The sequence below is a fragment of the Sphingomonas montanisoli genome, assembly GCF_008274695.1.
Lineage (GTDB): Bacteria > Pseudomonadota > Alphaproteobacteria > Sphingomonadales > Sphingomonadaceae > Rhizorhabdus > Rhizorhabdus montanisoli.
On sequence record NZ_VTOU01000005.1, the window covers coordinates 170,098 to 190,739 of the forward strand.

Consider the following 20,642-nt stretch of genomic DNA (forward strand, 5'->3'; position numbering starts at 1 on the left):
CATGACGCTGGACCTCCCAGCTGCGATCCGCGCCACCGTCTCCGGCGGCGGCGCGGACGATGCGCTTGCCTTTGGCGGGCGCTGGCGCAGCTGGGATTGGGTGCGGGATATTGCGAGTAAGCTCGACGCTGCGCTGGGCGATGCCCACACGGTAGGACTGGTCGCGCGCAACCGGCCGCAGCATATCGCCGCCTTCGCGGCCACCCTGATGGCGCAGCGCACGACGTCGATGATCTACGCGGCACAGAGGCCCGCAGGGATTGCGGCGGATATCGCGACGCTGCGCCTCCCTGCTATCATAGCCGATGCCGAGGACTGGACGCCCGAGGCGCTGGCGGCCGCCCGATCGGTCGGATCGCAGGCCATCGCGATCGGTGACGGCTCGGTCGAGGCGCTCGCGCCGCGCGGTCCCGGCCCTTTCCGTGAGCCGATGCCCGACATCGGCCTCGAACTTCTGTCCTCGGGCACCACCGGCGCCCCCCGCCGCAGCGGCCTGCCGTGGTCGACGATCGCAGGTGCCGTTGCGGGCACCAAGTCGGCTTATGCGGGAACCTCCGAAGTTTCCGCGCCGCAGGTCATGGTCCACCCGCTCGGCAACATCGCAGGGCTGGCTTATGCGGTGCCCCCGCTCGTCTGGCGACAGCGGCTCGTGATCCTCGAACGCTTCGATCCGCTCGCCTGGGCAGAGGCGGTGCGCGATCATCGCCCGAGCCGTGGCACCGTGCCCCCCGCGGGCGTCCGCATGCTGCTCGATTCGGATATCCCGACCGAATGGCTCTCCAGCCTCAGCCTCGTCGCGGTCGGCGGCGGCAAGCTCGATGAGGCGTTGCAGGTGGCGTTCGAAAATCGGTTCGGCATCCCCGCCCTCCCGGCCTTCGGCGCAACCGAATTCGGCGGGGTGATCGCCAACTGGACGCTCGACGCCTATCGCCGCTTCGGCGCGGAAAAACGCGGCAGCGCGGGCATGCCCAGCCCCGGCGCGACTTTGCGCATCGTCGATCGCGATACCGGCATCGCGCTTCCCCCCGGCGAGGTCGGCCTGCTTGAAGCGCAGGTCGAGCGGATTGGACCTGATTTCGTCCGTACCAACGATTTCGCCTCGCTGGACGCGGACGGATTCCTCTTCCTTCACGGCCGCGCGGACGGGGCGATCAACCGGGGCGGGTTCAAGATCGTCCCCGATCAGGTCGCCGCCACGCTGCGCGAGCATCCTGCCATTGCCGATGCGGCCGTTGTCGGGATCGACGACGTGCGCCTCGGCGAAGTGCCGGTCGCAGCGATCGAACTGCGCCGCGGCCGGAGCGCCGATGCCGGCGCGCTCAAAGATTGGCTCAAGGACCGGCTCGTCGCCTATCAGGTTCCGGTCGATTTTCGTATCGTCGACGCGCTGCCACGCAATGCGTCGATGAAGGTTTCACTGCCCGAGGTTAAGGCTCTTTTCCAATGAAGATCATCGATAGCGCCGAGCTGGACGCCTTCCGTGAGGAAGTCCGCGACTGGCTTGCCGACAATGTCCCGAAAGACCCCCGCCCGCATGACGGCGCCGCGATGCGCGATTTCGATCTCGCGTGGCAGCGCCGCCAATATGATGGCGGCTGGGCGGGCATCAGCTGGCCCAAGGAATATGGCGGGCGCGGCGCTTCGGTGCTCGAAACCCTGATCTGGCATGAGGAATATGCCCGCGCCAACGGCCCGGTTTCGGGCAGCATGTTCGTGGCCCTCAGCCATGCCGGCCCGACCCTGATCAATTCGGGCAACGAGGCGCAGAAGCAGCGTTACCTGCCCGCGATCCTGAAAGGCGAAGAGAATTGGTGCCAGGGCTTTTCGGAGCCGAGCGCGGGGTCCGATCTGTCGGCGCTCAAGTGCCGCGCGGTGATCGATGGCGATCATCTGGTCGTCAACGGCACCAAGATCTGGACGACCTACGGCCATCTTGCCAAGCAGCAGGAGCTGCTCGTTCGCACCGATCCCGATCTGCCACGGCATAAGGGGATCAGCTGGGTGATCTGCGACATGGAGACGCCAGGCGTCGAAGTGCGACCGATCAAGGCCATGTCGGGCCTGACCCACTTCGCGCAGACCTTCTACGACGATGTCCGCATCCCGCTGTCGAACGTGGTGGGTGAAGTGAATGGCGGCTGGAAAGTCGCGATGACGACGCTGGGCTTCGAGCGCGGCACCGGCACCGTTCCCCACCAGATCGAGCTTTCGAAGCGCACCGACGACATGATCGCCGAGGCCAAGGCCAAGGGGTTGCTCGACGACGCGACCGGCGCCGATCTCGCCACGCTGAAGGCTGAAGTCGCGGCGCTCCGCTCGCTCACCGTCGCGCAGATTTCACGCGGGATGAGCGAGGCGGTTCCGGGCGCAGAGGGCAATATCGTCGCGCTGCAGTTCGCCGAACTGACCCGCCGCGTGAACGGCTATGCGCTCGAGCTGTTCGGCCCCGCCGCGCTCGAACGCGGCGGCCATCCGGACTATCCGCTCGAATATCTCGAATGCTTCAAATGGGGCATCGGTGGCGGCACCAATGAAATCCGCCGCAATGCCATTGGCGAGCGTGTGCTCGGCCTGCCCAAGGGACCTTCCGCACGATGATCGTCAATCTCACCCCCACCGAGGAACAGCAGCTCGTCGAGGACAGCATCCGTGGCCTTCTGGCCGGCAAGCTGCCCGTCGATCGCCTGCGCGAAAGCCATTCGCACGGCGGCGCAGCCGAACGCGCGATCTGGAACGATCTCGCCGAACTCGGTCTGTTCGGCCTGGGTCTGGCGGAGGAACGCGGCGGCATCGGCTACGGCCTGCCTGAGGAAGTGATCGTCGCAAAGGCGCTCGGCGCCCACCTCGCCTCACCTTCGATCATCGCGCAGATGATCGCGGTCCACCTCGCCGACGACGCCACCCGTCCCGCACTGATGAGCGGTGAGGCACGCGCGGCCTTCGTCAACGCCTTTGACGGCGGCGCACACCTGATCGATGGCGAAGGCGCAACCCACGCGGTCGTGGTCGGCCAGGGTGGCGTGGCGCTCGTCGCGATCGATACGCTGGGCACTGCCGAGCCGGTCGAGCTGATTGACGAGACGGTCGCGGTCGCGAAGGTCTCGACCTCGGCATCGCTGTCGGGCGGCGCGGAGGCCGAGCGGCTTTCGCTGCTTCTCGCCACCTATATGGCCGGCCTTGCAGGCGCGACGCGTGACATGGCGGTCGAATATGCCCAGACCCGCGAGCAATTTGGCCAGCCGATCGGCGCGTTCCAGGCGATCAAGCATCAGTGCGCCGATCTCGCCCTGCGCGCGGCGGGTGCGGAGACGCAGTGCTACCACACGGCCGTCACCTTCGGCCGTGGCAATGACGACGGGGTCGAGGTGGCCTGCGCACGCCTGCTTGCGGGCGAAGCGGCGCTCGCCAATGCCAAGCAGAACATCCAGATCCACGGCGGCATGGGCTTCACCGCGGAGTGCGACGCGCACCTCTTCCTGAAGCGTTCGCACCTGATCTCGATGCTGGGCACCAGCAAGGCCGAGGTTCGCAAGCGCATCCTGGCTTGACCTCTCCTCGTCATTGCGAGGAGCCGAAGGCGACGTGGCAATCCACCCCGAACTGCGGACTGGATTGCTTCGGCTCCGCCTCGCAATGACGAGTGAGAACTGGACAAGTGGCCGCTTCGACCGCACATCGCCACCAACGGAATTTCGGGGATATCGATGACCACCAGCTATGATGTCGTGATCGTGGGCGCAGGGCATGGCGGCGCGCAGGCCGCGCTGCAGCTGCGCACGCAGAAGTTCGAAGGCAGCGTGGCCGTGATCGGCGAAGAGCCGGAAATCCCCTATGAGCGGCCGCCGCTGTCCAAGGACTATTTCTCCGGCGAAAAGACCTTCGATCGCATCCTGATCCGTCCCGCGACCTTCTGGGAAGATCGCAACATCGCTATGCTGACCAGCAAGAAGGTGACGACGGTCGATCCCACGGCGCATCTGCTGACGCTCGAAGATGGTTCGACGGTCGGTTATGGCAAGCTGATCTGGGCCACCGGCGGCGCGCCGCGCAAGCTCGTCTGTTCGGGCCATGACCTGAAGGGCGTCCACGGCGTCCGCACCCGCGCCGATGCCGATCGGATGGTGGATGAACTGGCGACCACCGAGAAGGTCGTCGTGATCGGCGGCGGCTATATCGGCCTGGAGGTGGCCGCCGTCCTCTCCAAGTTCGGCAAGCATGTCACAGTGCTGGAAGCGCTCGATCGCGTCCTCGCGCGCGTCGCCGCCGAGCCGCTGTCGCGCTTCTACGAGGCCGAGCATCGCGCGCATGGCGTCGACGTCCGCCTGGGCGTCACCGTCGACTGCATCGAGGAAAAGGGCGGCAAGGCGACCGGCGTTCGGCTGGCCGACGGCAGCGTCCTGCCCGCCGACATGGTGATCGTCGGCATCGGCATCATTCCGGCGGTCGAGCCGCTGATCGCGGCGGGAGCCGAGGGCGGCAATGGCGTCGCGGTCGACGAGCTGTGCCGCACCTCGCTGCCCGACATCTGGGCGATCGGCGACTGCGCGCTCCACAAGAACGACTTTGCCGACGGCATCACGATGCGACTGGAATCGGTCCAGAATGCCAATGATCAGGCGACCACTGCGGTGAAGGCGATCCTGGGCGGCACCGAACCCTATCATGCGGTGCCGTGGTTCTGGTCGAACCAATATGATCTGCGTCTCCAGACCGTGGGCCTGTCGACCGGCTACGACCAGACCGTGCTGCGCGGCGATCCTGCGACCCGCGCCTTCACCCTCGTCTATCTGCGCAAAGGCAAGGTGATCGCGCTCGACTGCGTCAACGTCGTGAAGGATTATGTGCAGGGCAAGGCGCTGGTCGTCGCGGGCGCCCAGATCGCCCCCGACAAGCTCGCCGACGCCAGCGTTCCGCTGAAGGAAATGCTGGCCGCCGCCTGATCTTCAAATCCCCTCCGGAATGACCATATCCTTGTCATGAGCAACACATCCGATCCCGTCGTCATCGTCAGCTACGCCCGCACCCCGATGGGTGGCTTTCAGGGCGCCCTTTCCACTGTCAGCGCGACCGATCTCGGCGCTGTCGCGGTCAAAGCCGCGATCGAGCGCGCGGGCGTATCGGGCGATGCGGTCGATCGCATCTATATGGGCTGCGTCCTGCCGCATGGGCTGAAGCAGGCGCCCGCGCGTCAGGCGGCGGTCGGCGCGGGCCTGCCGCTCTCGGTCGAGGCGACCACGGTCAACAAGATGTGCGGATCGGGCATGAAGGCCGCGATGATGGCGGCCGATGCGATCGCCGCCGGTTCGGCCGACATCGTCGTCGCGGGCGGCATGGAGAGCATGTCGCAGGCGCCTTATATCATGACCAAGCATCGCGGCGGCGCGCGCATGGGCCATGATGCGATCAAGGACGTCATGTATCTCGACGGGCTTGAGGATGCCTACACCGGCAAGCTGATGGGCGAATTCGCCGACGATACCGCGCGCGATTACCAGTTCACCCGCGAAGCGCAGGACGAATATGCGCTCCGCTCTCTCTCGCGCGCCAACGAAGCGATCACCAGCGGCGCCTTCGCAGGCGAGATCGTGCCCGTCACGGTCAAGGGCCGCGCCGGCGACACGATCGTCGACACCGACGAGCAGCCGGGCAAGGCCAAGCCAGAGAAGATCCCCACCCTCAAGCCCGCCTTCGTCAAGGACGGCACCGTCACGGCCGCCAATGCCTCGTCGATCTCGGACGGTGCGGCGGCTCTGGTGATGACGCGCGAAAGCGTCGCGAAGAAACTGGGCCTGCCGATCGTCGCCCGCGTGGTAGCGCAGGCCGCGCACGCCCACGAACCCGGGCTGTTCACCACCGCCCCGGTCCCCGCGATCCGCAAGGTTCTGGACAAGGCGGGCTGGTCGGTCGGCGACGTCGATCTGTTCGAGGTCAACGAAGCCTTCGCGGTCGTCGCGATGATCGCCCAGCGGGAACTCGACATTCCGAGCGACAAGCTGAACGTCAACGGCGGCGCGACCGCCCTTGGCCACCCGATCGGCGCCTCGGGCGCGCGCATCATCGCCACCTTGTTGTCCGCCCTGAAGGCGCGCGGCGGCACGAAGGGCGTCGCGAGCCTGTGCATAGGTGGCGGCGAAGCCACCGCCGTGGCGGTGGAGTTGGCCGCCTAACCTCCCCAACTCGTCATTGCGAGGAGCCGAAGGCGACGCGGCAATCCACTCCGTAGTTCGGAATGGATTGCTTCGCTACGCTCGCAATGACGAGTTAGACGGGATGAGGCTTACTCGAACCCCATCAGGCTGAGCACTTCCTTGCGGCTGCGCTCATCCTCGCGGAAGACGCCCATCATGCGGCTGGTCGTCATCGAAACGCCGGGGGTACGCACGCCGCGTGCCGTCATGCACGCATGGCTTGCCTCGATCACCACCGCGACGCCGACGGGCTCGAGGTGCTGCCAGATGCAATCGGCAATCTCCGCCGTCAGCCGCTCCTGGATTTGTAACCGGCGCGCATAACCCTGCAGCACGCGCGCGAGCTTCGAGATGCCGACGACGCGCTGGTGCGGAAGATAGGCGATGTGCGCATGGCCGATGATCGGCGCCATGTGATGCTCGCAATGCGACTGGAACGGGATGTCCTTCAACAGGACGATCTCGTCATAGCCGCCGACTTCTTCAAACGTGCGGGTCAGATGGTGGGCCGGGTCTTCCTTGTAGCCCTGGCAATATTCGCGCCACGCCCGCGCCACGCGCGACGGCGTATCGACCAAGCCCTCGCGGGTGGGATCGTCGCCCGACCATTTGATCAGCGTGCGGATGGCATTCTGTACCTCGTCCGGAACGACCAGCTTGCCGTTGGTGTCCAGCGCTTCTTCATCGTCGTCCCATAGCGACATCCGGTCCTGCCCTTCTTTCGTTTCTAATGTGTCGGAACGCATATAGGCGGGGATCGGAGCCCGCCAATATCCGCGACTGTTTCTCTTCCGCCAAATCGGAGGGGTCAGCGAAAGACCCCGTTCAACCCGCTCAGCGGGGCCACATGCGCTGAAACTCGGGTTCGCGGTCGATAAACTGGTGCTTCAGAGCACCCGCGACGTGCAGGATGATCAGCCAGAACAACGCGTAACCCGCATATTGGTGGATCGCGCCGAAAAGATCGTGCCAGTAATTCTTCTGCTCCAGCGGCATGTTCAGGAAATGGCCGATGCGCGGCCATTCGAACGTGCCGAAGAAGAACATCGGATGGCTGTCGGCATCCTTCCACGCCGAATCCATGAACCAACCGGTCAGCGGCATCAGCAGCATGAACACGTAAAGCCCGAAATGCGCGACATGCGCGGCCACCCGCTCCCACGCGGCCATGCCGTGCGAAAAGGGTGGCGGCTTGTGCCCGATCCGCCACAGCACGCGCAGCAGGACGAGGCCGAGCACCGTGATGCCGGTCGACTTGTGCGCATCGAGCACCGGCCGGATCCAATCATCGGGCAGCTTCGTGAAGAACAGGCCGACGAGCAGGTTGCCGATCATCAGCACCGCAATCACCCAATGAAGAATGATCGCCGGCTTGGTGTAGCGGGGAAGGTTCATGTCGTTCGTCGGCATCGATCGGCCCCCGGCAGAAAGCGCAGTTGCGGGTGGTTCGCAAAAGGATCATAGAGCAGCCGGCGCGAACGGCCACCCGGTTCGGCCGCGTAACATATTTTTCGGATACGTCCCAGGCGATGCTTACCCCGACCCCGCTCGACGTCCGGTTCGCGGCCTATTCGCCGCGCCTCAATCGCCCGCCTTTCACGACCATCAGCGTCCTGCTCCACCTCGGAGCATTGGTGCTGCTCGCGGTGCTGGTGGATATGGCATGGCGGCAGACGGGCCTGTTCGCGTGGAGCGTGGGCATCGCCTATATCGGCTACGACACCTTCCTGCTCGGCTTCGTCGCGGTGATGACCTGGTCGCTCCATCGTCGGCAGATGCTCGCGCCCCCTCCACCGCGCGAGCGGCCGGAAACGCTGGCGGTCCTGCTCGCCGCGCACAATGAACAGGCGGTGCTGGTCGCCACCATCAAGGCTCTCGCCGCGCAGGCGGAAGCGCCCGACATCATCCTGATCGCCGACAACGGATCGACCGACGCGACCCCCGCTGTCCTGGCCGAAGCCTTCGGACTGGCCCCGGCGCCTTATGGCGACATCGCGATTTCGCCCGTCATGCCGTCGGTGCGCTGGTTGCGTGTCGAACAGGCAGGAAAGGCCGGCGCGCTGAACGCCGTCCTCGAAAAGATCGACAGCGACATCGTGCTGACGGTCGATGCCGACACGATCCTGCTGCCCGATGCGATCGCCGCGATGCGCGCCGCCTTCCGCCGCGAGCCAGACTTGGTGGCGGCAACCGGATTGCTCGCGCCGATCTGCGACCACAGCATCACCGGCCGCATCTTCGAATGGTTCCAGACCTACGAATATGTCCGCAACTTCATCTCGCGCTTCGCGTGGATGCAGGTGAACGGGCTGCTCCTGATCTCGGGCGCGTTTGCCGGTTTCCGGCGCGACGCGGTGGTCGCGGTCGGCGGCTTCGATCCCGACTGCATGGTCGAGGATTATGAGCTGATCCACCGGCTTCACCGCTGGTCGTGCGACAATGATCTGGGCTGGACGGTCCGGGTGCTGGGCGAGGCCCGCGCGCAGACCGACGCACCCGCGCGCCTGATCCCCTTCCTGCGGCAGCGGCGGCGCTGGTTCGGCGGCTTCCTGCAGACGCAATATTGGAACCGCGACATGGTCGGATCGCAGCGTTTCGGGCGGCTGGGCACGATGATGCTCCCGGTCAAGGCGCTCGATACCGTACAGCCGCTCTACGGCCTCGCCGCCTTCGCCCTGCTGGTCGGCTTCGTCGCGACAGGCCGCTTCGTGCTGGTCCTGCCGATCCTGGGTGTGATGCTGGCGAAGGTCGTGCTCGATCTCAGCTTCCACTTCTGGTCGATCCGCCTCTACCGGCGCTGGTCGGGCGGGTTGGTTCCCGAAGGCAGCGCGCGCATCCTGCTCACCTCGCTGATCGAACCCTTCACGTTCCAGCTGCTGCGCCATGTCGGCGCAGCATGGGGCTGGATCGCGTTCCTGACGGGCCGTTCGACCTGGGGAAGCCAGAAACGGCGCGGGCTGCTCGCGCGGCAGTGACGATGGCGTTGACGTTGGCGTTGGCGTTGGCGTTGGAGTGAAGGGCAAAGGCCACAATGGTCGTGGCTTTTGTGGCCTTTGGATTTTCGCTGCTAAAACAGCACTTTCTCTCCAGTCCCAGCTCGGATGGCTGCTTCACCCCTCACCTCGTCATTGCGAGCGGAGCGAAGCAATCCAGGCCCGAACCCGGCGTGGTTTGCGACCATCTCAAGTGCGGGCCTGGATTGCCGCGTCGCCTGCGGCTCCTCGCAATGACGAGATGGGGAGAGGCGTCCATCCTGCGGCACCCCGGACGAGCGCTGCGACGATCGAGCCGCGAGGATTTCGATCATGACTTCGTCAGCGCGGTTCATGGCATCCCCCAATGCAGATCGGTCATCAGCCCTTTGGCGAAGGGATCGACTCGACCTCTGAAACTTCGAAACGACGCTGTTTAGAACAAATAGTGAACATTGTCAAGCCCGAAGGAGTGGGCGTGGACTAAGCATTCGATTGGCAAGCCAAGTCGTGAACCCATATTGGGCTGCTATCGGGACCGCGCTTCAACGCACAGATGGGGTGCGCAAGCACCCCTCCATCGCCAGACGTGTTACGGGGTCCATCGGGAGGTAAGCGCAAACCGAGAAGGCACTGGGCTTGGTGACCCCGGAACACGCCCGGGGTGACGGGTTGGGAACGTCGCCTTTGGGGTGGGAAGCAGTCGTTCAGCACAAAACCTATTCGGTCTTGGTCACCGGCATGGTCGCAATCGCTGGCAATTCTTCCGGTATGTAGTCGCCATTTTCATGTTCGACGGCGAGCCTCATAGCGACCTCCCCGAGTGGCAGGTCGCGGTAGTTGAGATCGAGAAGTAAGCGATTCCCATTCCGGCCGTGCAGCGCGATCGTTCCCTTTAATTCAGACCAATCGGTATTGGCGTGAGCTGGAAAGCGATAGCCGTAGCAAGCCATGATGCCGTGCGGCAACATCATCGCAAACTCTTGATTGGTATTATCTTTGAGCCATCCGCATGTTTGACTAGCGATAGCTTGGGTCGAATGCTGACATCCCCAAGACCATATCGTGCCGGGCGAATGGTCAAAGCCCCAATGAAACTCAATCCAACGCCGCTCGCGAGGATTGTCGATCTTTGCGGGAACCGCTGTCTCGAAGCTTCTAATCACGTCGCAGAGAGTGGTGGCCGCCGTCGCGGGTTGCGACCCCAACAGCGAAACGACCACAATGAAGGGAAGGACGTGCTTCACTCGACAGGCATGCCATCATAGCAGACCGGCCGCTAGTGGGGCGCATCCGGACAGTCGGCTCAGATGAATCTGCGACCTGAGCGGGATCATCGAGAAGGAGGTCGCGAAGGCACCGCAAGCGCCGAGGCGAGCTTTGGCTTCATCCCTGCCCTGGCGTTATCCGGCCGCCGCCACCCTGAAAGGGGCGGTACCCCCCTGCCCCAGTTCCTCCAGATTCTCGTCGTGGAGGTGGCGGACGACAGGCTGGAAGCGCCCATCATAGCGCGCGAGAACCAGCGGATCGGCCACTGCATTATGGTGCGTGACGAACGCGTCACCGGTCCACAGGTGGAGGGCGGCGCCGGGGGCTTCGGCGACGATCATCGCGCGGTCATCAGGGCGGTCCGGATCGATCGGCGACATATCGAGCGCGACCTGCGGCGCGGTCGACGGCGAAATGGCAAGCTGGCGCCCTTTCCACCGGGTGCTGACCGAACGATGGATATGGCCGCAGATCATCGTGACGTTCGGATGATCGCCGATCGCGGCGTCGAGCGTCTGGATCCAGCGCGCGTCAGGCACCGGCGACATCCACGGAATGCCCGTCTCGACGGGTGGATGGTGCAGCACGATCATCACCGGCTTGGTGCCAGTCTCCGCCAGGCGCGCGCGCAGCCACGCGGCGCGCGTCTCGCAGAAGACGCCGCCATGATGGCCATCCTCGCCCAGCGTGTCGATGACGATGAAGCGCACCGGATCGGTATCGATCACATATTGGACGAAGCCATCGGGGCGCGGAATATGCGGGAAGACATGCGCCATCGCCGCACGATCATCGTGATTGCCGACGCACAGATAGACGGGAAAGCCACACGGCTCGATCGCGTCGCGCAGCCGCTCATAACTCGCGACATCGCCGCGATCGACGAGGTCGCCGGTCAGGAACAGCATGTCCGGCTTCACCGTCAGATTGCCGAGCCAGGCGATCGCCTGATCGAGCCGGCGGCGGTTGAGTTCGTCGGGCGCATCGATCTCGAAGCCGAGATGGAGGTCGGTGAGCTGGGCAATCAGCATCGGGTCGATCCCATGTCTGCGGCCGGCTGACGGACCGGCGGTCCTTTACGTCCCCCTTCAGGACGCATGGGGAGATCAACATGTCCCCATTGCGCCCGCTGTGACACACGACACACTTAACAAGGCTTAACGTCGATTCGACCTAATACGAAAGCCGAAACGATCTGGTTTCAACTTGGGTCGTCACTTCCGGCCGCGCGCTCGTTGCTTTTGTCGTCGAGTCGCTGGGCGGCCTTGCCGCGCACCTTGCCGCTCCGCACCATCAGCGGCGCGAAATCGTTGCGGTGATAATCATGGCACATCGCGCAGGACGACGGCACCTGCTTGTGCGCATCCTGCCCGCCGTGACAATCCTGGCAGCGGGCGATCTTCGGCAGGTTGACGTCGCTCGAAAGCTTCGACGTCTTGACCGCGTGGCAGCTCTCGCACCTTTCGGTGTCGTGCGCGGCGTGATCGAACCAGCCCTTCATCATGTAGCGCTTCGTCAGCGCCACCGGCGCCACCGCGAAGGGCACGCGCGCATTGCCGGTCGGCTTCACGACATGGCAGTCGAAGCAGGCGCCGCCGGGCGAGAAGACCGCGCGGATCGCGCTGTCCGCCGTTCCGCCGCGTCCGACCTGGCCCTGCGCATAGTCGACCGCAACCGCACGGTTCGTGAACGCCCCCGGACGGCGGCGCTCCATGCCTTGAGTCGCGGCCGCGCGATACTGACCACCCGACGAATAGAAGGCGCGGATGTCGGCGACGACCTGCGCCGGATCGCCATGGCGCAACGTGCGGATCGTGCCGCCGACCGCATCGAAATCGAGCGAGTGGCACGCCTGGCAATCGGCCTCCATATCCACAGCGACAAAGCTGCTGCCCGTGGCATCGCGGCGATGGCAGTTGGCGCACTGGAGCGGCTGGCCATAGCCTTCGCCCTTGCCCAGCATCTTGGCCATCTGGGCGATACCGTTCGTCGCCGACAGGTGGACATCGTGCGGGAATTTCAGCCCGTTATTCTCGGTCGGCTTGCCGTCGAGCGACACGCGCGCCGCGCTGGGCACGCCCGCTGCGCTCACCATGCGCAGGGTGGGCATGAACTGCGGGTGATCGTCCCCGAAGTCGGCCGCGTCGGCCAGCTTGGTGTCGGTCAGGCGGCCCTTCATGTCCTTGTGGCAATTGGTGCAGAAGCGTTCGTCGGTCGCGGGCATCGCTGTCGCGCCCTCATGCTCGGTATGGCATTCGACGCAGCGACCCGGCGGACGGTTGAACAGCCCGTTGACGGTACGCTTGAAGCGCGTTTCGATCCCGCCCTTGCCCATCGCGACCTGCAGGCGCGCCGGATCGGCATGGTCATGAACCGCGGTGTGGCACGTCGCGCAGGCTTCGTCCTTGACCGAGGAGCCGCCATTGACGTGGCAGGCGCGGCAATCATTCTCCAGCCCCTTGTGGACCTGCGACAGCGCGCCCGAAGACCACATCTGATCGGCATGGAAGCTCTTCGGCCGTGCGGCACCCGGATCGGGATCGCTGCGCTGGAAGCTCGCGACCAGCGGCCATGCGAGGAAGATCGCCAGCACGGCGATGACGAAGGTCCAGGCCAGCGGGCGCTTGCCCGGAATGACCGATGCGAGCGAGAAGACCTTGACCTCCTCCTTCGCCTCGGACGAATTGGAGATCGCGCCGACGCGCTCGACCGTCAGGATGACCTGTCCGGCCTCGTCGCCGTCGCCCGCCGACACGCGGATATCGTGCGATCCGATGCGGACGTCGGCGCCGCCGATCGCGTTGACGGTGACATGTTCGGTCTGGTTGCCGTCGACGACGACGGGGAGACCCGCGGTCGCCGAAATCTCGACCTGGCCGTTGCCGACCAGCCGGATCATCGCGTGGTGCAGCGTCACCGCCAGATCCGGCAGGTGAATGTCGCTGTCGGTCCCGCGACCCACGGTCAGCTGCGGACGGTTATAGCTCTTCGAACGGACGATTTCTCGGCCATCGGCGGTGCGCGCAAGCTTGCGGACGATGAAGCTCATGATCTCGCGCTCACCAGTAGTAGAAGACGGCGAAGATATGGACGAACAGCGCCGCGATCAGCGCGAAGGTCAGCGGTACATGGATGTACAGCCACACCTCCAGCAAAGCCTTCAATCGCAAGTGCTTTCGGATCCGCGACAGCGACGATCGCTTGCGTTCGAGCAGCGTTTCGACCTGGTCGAGGGCGTCATTCCCGTAACCGCTTTCACGGCCCGGTGCGGCGCGGATCAGATCGAGCGCCTTCTTGGTCCCGCACTTGGGATAATTGCCCGAAAGCCGCGCGATCAGCCCGCCCGCGAACGGATCGTCGTTCAGCGAATATTGCACCATTTCCGCTTCGTCATGGTTGAGCGGCTGGGCGGCATCGTGGATCTGACGATCGAGCATGCGCAGATTGTCGAGCATCTGCACCTGGGTCGTCTCACCACGGTTCGCGGACAGCTCCTGCGGGACCAGCGAATAAGCGGTGATGCCGAAGATGCCGGAGATGATCACGAACATCATCAGCGCATAAGCGAGCGTGTGGACATTCCACCCGAATTGAAAACCGGTGTGGAGCGTCGCGATGACGATCAGCGCAAGCCCCAGATAGACGTGCGCCGAGGTCCACGCCTTGAGCGACCAGCGTCCCGGCGTGATCGTGCGCTTGCGCGCGCCGAGCAATGTCAGCCACAGGATCAGGCCCGCGCCAATCGTGCCCATGATATAGCCATAGGCGCTACCGCCATTGGCGCGCGGCTCGACATGGTTGAAGCCGTAAAGAAGGATCGCGAGAAACGAGGCCGCGAACGCGATCTTGAGCCACAGGAAACCGCGATAGCGCAGGAAGCTTTCGTGGTCCGAATGGCGGGTGCGACCCGTGGTCTTCTGCCGGTCAGCCTTGCTCGCCATGACTTAGGCCTCGCCGCGTTCGAGACGGGCGACCGTCAGGAACTCTTCGGGTGCGACGCGGATCGCGGCGCCGGTCGGGCAGGCGCGCACGCAGCTTGGCCCGCCCTCGATTCCCGAACACATGTCGCACTTAACCGCGCGCTTGGCCTTTTCGCCCTTGGCGTTCTTATAGGCCCAATCATGGCTGGGCTCGCCCGGCCCCGGCCCCTTGCCGAACAGGAACCATGTCCACAGACTTGGCTTCTTGGGCGGCTCCTTTTCCATGCGGATCACGCCGTAGGGGCAATTGCGCTGGCAGTTTCCGCAGCCGATGCATGTTTCGTCGATATAGACTTCGCCGTCCTGCCCGCGGTGGATCGCGGTGGGCGGGCAATCGGCCATGCAGTGCGGGTTCTCGCAGTGGCGGCAGCTGGTCGGCACGTGGAGATGCGCAAAGGTGCGCCCCGCCTCGCGATCGAGCCGCGAGATGCCGTCATGGCTGTCGGCGCAAGCCTTCTCGCAATTGTCGCAGCCGACGCACAGATTCTCATCGATCAGCAGCACGTCGGTCGCCTCGCCGACGCCATTGTCGACCAGGAAGTTCGCGACGTTCGAATACATATCGACGACGCTGGAGAAGCTGTCCTTCTTCGCCTCGATATAGGAGGCGAGATCGATCCGCTCGCCCATCGCGTTGCGGGCCTTGGTACCGAAATCGGGTTTCTTTTCGAGCAGGCGGCGAAACGCCTGGCCATTGAGCTTGATGACTTCGGACTTCACCGCCGCGCGCACCGTCTGCTTGCGGATGCCGTTGTCGAACAGTTCGAGTTCGCCGACATAATTGCCGGCAGGAAGATAGGACAGGAAGACCGGCTTGCCGCCGATCGTCTTCTCCACGACCATCGATCCCGATCGGATCACGAACACGTCGTCGCCCGGATCGCCCTGCTTGAAGATCGCCTGGCCCGCGCGGACCGACTGGATCTCCGCGGTTTCCAGCACTTCGGCCAGGTCGCTCGGCGTGATGCCCGACTGGAACATCTGCAGCAGCTGGCGCTCGGTCGAGATGCGCGTCACCGCGCGTTTCACAGCCGGCACCGACCCCATCAGCTTCAGGATCGCGTTGCGCGGGATTTCGACCACGACGGTATCGGCGATCGCGCGGATCGTCGAACCGCGGCGGCGGCCCGAAACCAGGCCGACTTCACCGAAGATCGATCCGCCCGGAATGACGATGCCGGTCGAACGGCCATCGGGCAGCGGAATGTCGACCTTGCCCTGCGCGATGCCGAACAGCGACGAACCCGGCGCGTTCTTTTCGAAGACGATATCGTTCGTCTTGTAGAAGCGCACTTCGGAATCGAGCATGAACTCGCGCATCTGCAGCGGCGAAAGGTCGCTCAGGATCAGCACATTGTTGCGAATGAACTCGAGCCATTCGTCGACCGACTTCTTGATCGGCAGATTGGCGAACTTGGCGGCCAGGATCGGCTCGTCGGCAGGCTTCAGGCCGACATTGCCGTTGATGAATTCGACGGCGTCATAGCCCTGGTTCATGCAGTGCTTGATCAGCGGATAGCCCGCCAGCGCGCCGATCACGAAGATGCCCGCGTTGGTCGTTTCGAACGACGGCGACAGCTTCGGGAAGGCTTCGCGATCCTCACTCGTGAACTGGATACCGCAGCTCTCGATGAACTTGCGCGGCGCGGCCGATCCCATGCGCGCGATGATGCGATCGCACGCGATCTTCGCCTCGCCATCGCGCGTGTCGAGAACGAGGAAGCCGCGCTCGATCCGGTTGGGCGAGGTATCGGTCATCACGTTGACGCGCCCCTCGTCCGCCGCCGCCATCAGCAGCTTGACGTTCGCGCCCTTCGCCTTCGAGAAATCCGCGCCGCGATTGAGGATGGTAACGACGTTGCCCTGCGCCGCATCGGCCGCGAGGCCCAGCGCATTTTCGATGCCCGCATCGCCCGAACCGATGACGGTGATATGTTCGTCGACATATTCGCCGGGATCGTCGAGCTGATATTGGACATGATCCATGTCGCCGCCGGGGCAACGGACCAGGTTGGGGTTCCCCTGCGTGCCGATCGCCAGGATGACGTTCTCGGCCTTGATCTCAGTCTTGTCGGTCAGCGCGATCGTGAAATCGCCCTTTTGACCGGTGATGGCCTTCACCTCGCTCTTGAGGCGGACATTGACCTTCTGCTCGGCGGCCTGCTTATCCCAGATGCCCAGAATGGTCTCGCGCTTGCCCGCGTCGAAATCGACGTCGGCCCGCAAGATGAGCTGGTTGGGCGTCGCCATGACGTGCTTGCCCTTCTGATACTTGTAGATCGTATCGGAAAGGTGATCGGTCTTTTCGAGAAGGATATGCGAAATGCCGAGCTTTGCGGCATGCGCCGCAGCACTCAGGCCAGCCGGACCCGAGCCCACGATGGCGATGCGGAAGATTTCGCTCACTGTCCCCCCTGCCCTGTTCGCGGACGCCCTGCCCGGCATCCGGCCCGCTCAGTTCGTCATCGATCCGTCCCCGATCAACGATTCACTATTAAGCGAGCCCAGACATCACTTTATCAGCTTCGCTACGTTGCGCTAGACTTTGATTGCACATGCGAAGACGAAGCCTGTCGTTTCTATAATTTGGAGAATCGCCTTGAACAACAGCGAGCCGGCAAAACCGCGCTTCACCCTGTCTTTTGGGCGCGTAGCACTGCTGTTGGCGGCGCTGATCGCTGTCGTTGCGGTCGGAATCACCCAATATCGCAAGTATAAATCCGCCAATCCGGAGCCGACGGCCGATTCTTCGGCGCCCGCAGGGCCGGTTGCCGACGTCGCTTCGATGATCGCGTCGCTGGAGAAACGACTCCAGTCGAATCCCGATGATGCCGAAGGCTGGAACATGCTCGGCTGGTCTTATTACTCGACCGGGCGCTATGCCGACGCGGCCACCGCTTATGGTCGCGCGATCAAGATCGATCCCAGGAACGCGACCTACTGGTCGGCGCTTGGCGAGGTCGAGGTGCTGGCCGGCCCCGGCGGTATCACCCCCAAGGCGGTCGAGGCGTTTGGCAAGGCGCTGGCGATCGATCCCAAGGATTTTCGCGCCCGCTACTTCATGGGTGTGAAGAAGGATCAGGACGGCAAGCACCAGGAAGCGATCGACGACTGGATCGCGCTGGTAAAGGAAGCCCCCGCCGGCGCGCCGTGGGAGGATGCGGTCCGCGATCTGATCGCCAAGGCTTCGAAGGAACACAATATCGACGTCGCCGGCCGCGTTCCGCCCAAGCGCATCGCGCCGATGGCCGATGTCGGCGGCGGCATGGGCGGCATGCCGGTGACCGGATCGGGCGCACAGGTCGCGACCGACGGTATTCCGGGGCCCAGCGCCGGGGACATGCAGGCGGCGGCCGGCATGACGACCGGCCAGCAGAACGAGATGATTGCCGGCATGGTCGGCAAGCTGGAGGCCCGGCTGGCCAGCAATCCGCGCGACAGCAAGGGCTGGATATTCCTGATGCGTGCGCGGATGGTGCTGAACGAACCAGATAAGGCACGCAAAGCACTGGCGGACGGCAAGGCCGCCTTCGCGGGCGACAAGGCCGAACAGGCGCGGATCGACGAAGCGGCGAAGGCGCTGGGGGTGCAATAGCGCCTGTGGATCGATACGGCTTCCCGCCGCCCTGGATCGCCCTGCCCGGACTGTCCGCCGACAATCCGGCGACCCAGGGTGCGGAGGAAGCCTGTATCGAGGCATGGCTGTTCGACTGGCGAACGCTCTCAGCGGACGAAAAGGCCGACTATCTGGATCGCTGGGATGCGTCGGCTGAATGGCGTGAGGCGATTGCCGAACGTTTCGAACGCGATGCCGCCTGGCTGGAACAGGATGCCAGAGAGGCGGCCGAATGGGCTGCCGCGCACCCGCTGCCGACACGGCGGCGATGGTGGCAATTCCGGCGCTGAAGCCCCCTCCCCCACCCGGTTTCCGCCGGCCTGGATTAGAGGGCGATTCCCCGACGCAGTGGCTTGAGCGTCGCGCAGGCGGGCGTGCCGTCCCCGCCGGTGCCGTCGACCACTGTCTCGATCACGCCGCCACCCGCGACTGCACGATCGATCAGATCGCTCCCGATGTCATGGATGTCGATCTTCATCCGCCGCGACCAGGGCGAGGCGGCGTCGCCGGCCAGATCGCCGATGCGGATATAGACGAACCGCCGCTCCGGCCCTTCGCGACGTACCTGATCGCCGAAATATTTGGGGCCCGGACCGATCCGTACCGGGAAATCGAACGACAAGGGTTCGCCATCCTTGGACGATTTCGGATCGAGCGGCCCATCGTCCTTCGCCTGCAGGCTGTGAAGCACGCCAGCCACTGGCCGCTCTATGACGATCCGGAAACCGACCTCGACCTGATCCGCCTTCACCATGACGACGTGTCTTCCCCTACAACAGCCCCAGCGCCGCCAACTCCGCCTGCATCGCCGACGGTATCCCCTCCCCGCCCTCGATCGTCTCGAGATCGCGCGGAGCATCTTCCCCTGCGAGGTAGCGCCAGCCCTGATGCGCGCGGCGCGGGAGCGGCTCGACCATAATCATCTCGGGCGAGAGGCGGATCAGGCAATGACCGTTCTCGCCCTCTTGGAACCCGAGGATGGGCTGGCGCAGGCCGTATTTGTGCTGCGATATCCAATAGAGCGACGCCCCCTCCATCTCGGCTTCGCGCTTGGGCCGATAGCGGGTGTGGAGCAAGATCGGTTCGCCGCGTTCGGCGCGCGTCTCCATACGCCGGCGAAGGTCGTCAAAGTCGGCGCAACCGAAGGCGATCTTGGTAAGGTGAAGCCCGCTCATCGCCGCCATATCGGACGGCACGCGCCCGGCTTCAACCGTGCAGCCCCCACAAGGCCGCAAGTCCCAGGAACGAGAAGAAGCCCATCACGTCGGTCGCGGTCGTCACGAACACTGCGGAGGATACCGCAGGATCGGCGCCGACCGTATCGAGCGTCACCGGGACGAGGATACCGACAAGGCCCGCTGTGATGTTGTTGATGAGCATCGCCAGACAGATGACCAGGCCCAGTTGCGGGTTTCCGTAAAGGATCGTCACCGCAAGCCCGATCAGCAGGCCGAGGCACAACCCGTTGGTCAGCGCGATCTTGAGCTCGCGCAGGATCATGCGCTGGGTGTTCGAACTGGTCAGCTGGTTGAGCGCGAGCGCACGCACCGCGACCGCCATCGTCTGGGTGCCGGCATTGCCGCCCATCCCCGACACGATCGGCATCAGCACAGCGAGCACGACGAGCCGCGAGATCGTCCCCTGAAACAGCCCAACCACCGATGCGGCAAGGATCGCGGTGCCCAAGTTGACGACCAGCCAGGACAGGCGGACCTTCACCGTCTGCAGGATCGGTTCGTTGATGTCGCCGTCGCCCGCGCCCGACAGCTTCAGGATGTCCTCGCCGGCCTCTTCCTGAATGATGTGGACGACGTCGTCGACGGTGATCATGCCGACCAGGCGCCCGGCCGGATCGGTCACGGCGGCCGAGATCAGCGCATATTTCTGGAAACGGAGCGCGACCTCCTCCTGATCCATGTCGGCCGGGATCAAGGTCTGCTCGCGCTGCATCACGTCGGCGATCGCAATCGATCGCGGCGTGCGCATCACCCAGCTCAGCTTGCAGGTGCCGACCGGGTGATGGAAATGATCGACGACGAAGATTTCCCAGAAATCGGTGGTCAGATCCTCGTTGCGCCGCAGATAGTCGAGCACGTCGCCCACGGTCCAATGCTCGGGCACCGCGATCAGATCGCGCTGCATCAGGCGGCCGGCGGATTCCTCCGGATAGGACAAGGCCTCTTCGATCGCGGCGCGATCGTCAGGCTCCATCGCGCGCAGGACGGCGCGCTGTTCCTCCTCCTCCAGCTCCTCGATGATCGCGACGGCATCGTCGGTGTCGAGCTGGGTGGCGATCTCGGCCACTTCGTGCGGCTGGAGCGCGTCGATCAGCTCGTCGCGCACCCACTCGTTCATTTCGGCCAGCACGTCGCCGTCGAGGAGTTCGGCAAGCGCCTTGGCGATCGGCCGCCGCATGTCCTGCGGCGCCAGCTCGAACAGATCGGCGACGTCGGCCGGGTGGAGCGGGCGCACCAGCGCACGAGCGCCTTCGTCGTCACCCTGCTCGACACATTCGACCACGGCATCGACGAAGCTCGATTTCATGCGATCGTCTTCGTCGTGGAGGGTTTCGATCTCCACGTCGTCGATCTCGATTTCGGGCTCGCGCTCGCTCATG

General features: G+C 64.5%; 18 protein-coding genes. 8 read left to right on the forward strand and 10 right to left on the reverse strand.

What is annotated here, in order from left to right; all coding sequences use genetic code 11:
* Window position 1 precedes the first annotated feature (1 nt).
* The 5 genes from FYJ91_RS19110 to FYJ91_RS19130 all read left to right on the forward strand — a co-directional run bounded on the left by FYJ91_RS19110 (window position 2) and on the right by FYJ91_RS19130 (window position 6,167).
* Window positions 2-1,447, forward strand: coding sequence for a class I adenylate-forming enzyme family protein (locus FYJ91_RS19110; RefSeq protein ID WP_149523921.1), 1,446 nt, complete (start codon window positions 2-4; stop codon window positions 1,445-1,447).
* The gene (locus tag FYJ91_RS19115; protein WP_149523922.1) at window positions 1,444-2,598 is read left to right on the forward strand and encodes an acyl-CoA dehydrogenase family protein; all 1,155 of its coding nucleotides are present in this window, start codon (window positions 1,444-1,446) and stop codon (window positions 2,596-2,598) included. Before FYJ91_RS19110 ends, FYJ91_RS19115 begins: the two co-directional genes overlap by 4 nt.
* Window positions 2,595-3,548 carry an acyl-CoA dehydrogenase family protein gene (locus FYJ91_RS19120; RefSeq protein ID WP_149523923.1) on the forward strand — a complete coding sequence of 318 codons (954 nt, stop codon included), beginning with the start codon at window positions 2,595-2,597 and terminating at the stop codon, window positions 3,546-3,548. The genes FYJ91_RS19115 and FYJ91_RS19120 overlap by 4 nt, the downstream gene beginning before the upstream one ends.
* 156 nt (window positions 3,549-3,704) lie before the next feature.
* Window positions 3,705-4,940 carry an NAD(P)/FAD-dependent oxidoreductase gene (locus tag FYJ91_RS19125; protein ID WP_149523924.1) on the forward strand — a complete coding sequence of 412 codons (1,236 nt, stop codon included), beginning with the start codon at window positions 3,705-3,707 and terminating at the stop codon, window positions 4,938-4,940.
* Window positions 4,941-4,976: 36 nt separating this feature from the next.
* Window positions 4,977-6,167: a thiolase family protein gene (locus FYJ91_RS19130; RefSeq protein ID WP_149523925.1), complete on the forward strand. Its 1,191-nt coding sequence runs from the start codon at window positions 4,977-4,979 to the stop codon at window positions 6,165-6,167.
* A gap of 110 nt (window positions 6,168-6,277) precedes the next feature.
* Here FYJ91_RS19130 and folE read toward each other — a convergent pair whose 3' ends face one another.
* Both folE and FYJ91_RS19140 read right to left on the reverse strand, forming a co-directional pair.
* Window positions 6,278-6,892: a GTP cyclohydrolase I FolE gene (folE, locus tag FYJ91_RS19135; protein ID WP_149523926.1), complete on the reverse strand. Its 615-nt coding sequence runs from the start codon at window positions 6,890-6,892 to the stop codon at window positions 6,278-6,280.
* A 130-nt stretch (window positions 6,893-7,022) separates the two neighbouring features.
* Entirely contained in the window at window positions 7,023-7,598 is a 576-nt protein-coding gene (locus tag FYJ91_RS19140) for a cytochrome b (RefSeq protein WP_149523927.1), read from the reverse strand.
* Between the two features lie 119 nt (window positions 7,599-7,717).
* Here FYJ91_RS19140 and FYJ91_RS19145 point away from each other — a divergent pair, with 119 nt between their 5' ends.
* The gene (locus FYJ91_RS19145; RefSeq protein ID WP_149523928.1) at window positions 7,718-9,163 is read left to right on the forward strand and encodes a glycosyltransferase family 2 protein; all 1,446 of its coding nucleotides are present in this window, start codon (window positions 7,718-7,720) and stop codon (window positions 9,161-9,163) included.
* 716 nt (window positions 9,164-9,879) lie between these two features.
* Here FYJ91_RS19145 and FYJ91_RS19150 read toward each other — a convergent pair.
* From FYJ91_RS19150 to FYJ91_RS19170, 5 genes are all read right to left on the reverse strand, one after another.
* Window positions 9,880-10,407, reverse strand: a complete 528-nt coding sequence (locus FYJ91_RS19150) for a hypothetical protein (RefSeq protein ID WP_149523929.1) — start codon at window positions 10,405-10,407, stop codon at window positions 9,880-9,882.
* A 156-nt stretch (window positions 10,408-10,563) separates the two neighbouring features.
* A complete protein-coding gene (locus tag FYJ91_RS19155) occupies window positions 10,564-11,460 on the reverse strand; it encodes a phosphodiesterase (protein WP_149523930.1) in 897 nt (298 codons plus the stop codon).
* A gap of 170 nt (window positions 11,461-11,630) precedes the next feature.
* Window positions 11,631-13,478 carry a cytochrome c3 family protein gene (locus FYJ91_RS19160; protein WP_149523931.1) on the reverse strand — a complete coding sequence of 616 codons (1,848 nt, stop codon included), beginning with the start codon at window positions 13,476-13,478 and terminating at the stop codon, window positions 11,631-11,633.
* Between the two features lie 10 nt (window positions 13,479-13,488).
* Window positions 13,489-14,370, reverse strand: a complete 882-nt coding sequence (locus tag FYJ91_RS19165; RefSeq protein ID WP_149523932.1) for a hypothetical protein — start codon at window positions 14,368-14,370, stop codon at window positions 13,489-13,491.
* A 3-nt stretch (window positions 14,371-14,373) separates the two neighbouring features.
* Entirely contained in the window at window positions 14,374-16,854 is a 2,481-nt protein-coding gene (locus FYJ91_RS19170; RefSeq protein WP_149523933.1) for a cyclic nucleotide-binding domain-containing protein, read from the reverse strand.
* Window positions 16,855-17,008: 154 nt separating this feature from the next.
* On the opposite strand from FYJ91_RS19170, the gene FYJ91_RS19175 reads away from it, so the two are divergent.
* Both FYJ91_RS19175 and FYJ91_RS19180 read left to right on the forward strand, forming a co-directional pair.
* Window positions 17,009-18,004: a tetratricopeptide repeat protein gene (locus FYJ91_RS19175; protein WP_149523934.1), complete on the forward strand. Its 996-nt coding sequence runs from the start codon at window positions 17,009-17,011 to the stop codon at window positions 18,002-18,004.
* A gap of 5 nt (window positions 18,005-18,009) precedes the next feature.
* Complete coding sequence (locus FYJ91_RS19180; RefSeq protein WP_149523935.1) at window positions 18,010-18,315, forward strand: hypothetical protein; 306 nt, start codon at window positions 18,010-18,012, stop codon at window positions 18,313-18,315.
* A 35-nt stretch (window positions 18,316-18,350) separates the two neighbouring features.
* Here the strand turns inward: FYJ91_RS19180 and FYJ91_RS19185 are convergent, their stop codons facing one another.
* Genes FYJ91_RS19185 through mgtE form a run of 3 tightly spaced genes read right to left on the reverse strand, consistent with a single transcriptional unit; the run spans window position 18,351 to window position 20,641 of the window.
* A complete protein-coding gene (locus FYJ91_RS19185; RefSeq protein ID WP_149523936.1) occupies window positions 18,351-18,779 on the reverse strand; it encodes a DUF5990 family protein in 429 nt (142 codons plus the stop codon).
* Window positions 18,780-18,795: 16 nt separating this feature from the next.
* Window positions 18,796-19,221: a DUF1489 family protein gene (locus FYJ91_RS19190; RefSeq protein ID WP_342788031.1), complete on the reverse strand. Its 426-nt coding sequence runs from the start codon at window positions 19,219-19,221 to the stop codon at window positions 18,796-18,798.
* 10 nt (window positions 19,222-19,231) lie between these two features.
* The gene (gene mgtE / locus FYJ91_RS19195; RefSeq protein WP_149523937.1) at window positions 19,232-20,641 is read right to left on the reverse strand and encodes a magnesium transporter; all 1,410 of its coding nucleotides are present in this window, start codon (window positions 20,639-20,641) and stop codon (window positions 19,232-19,234) included.
* Window position 20,642: the final 1 nt, after the last annotated feature.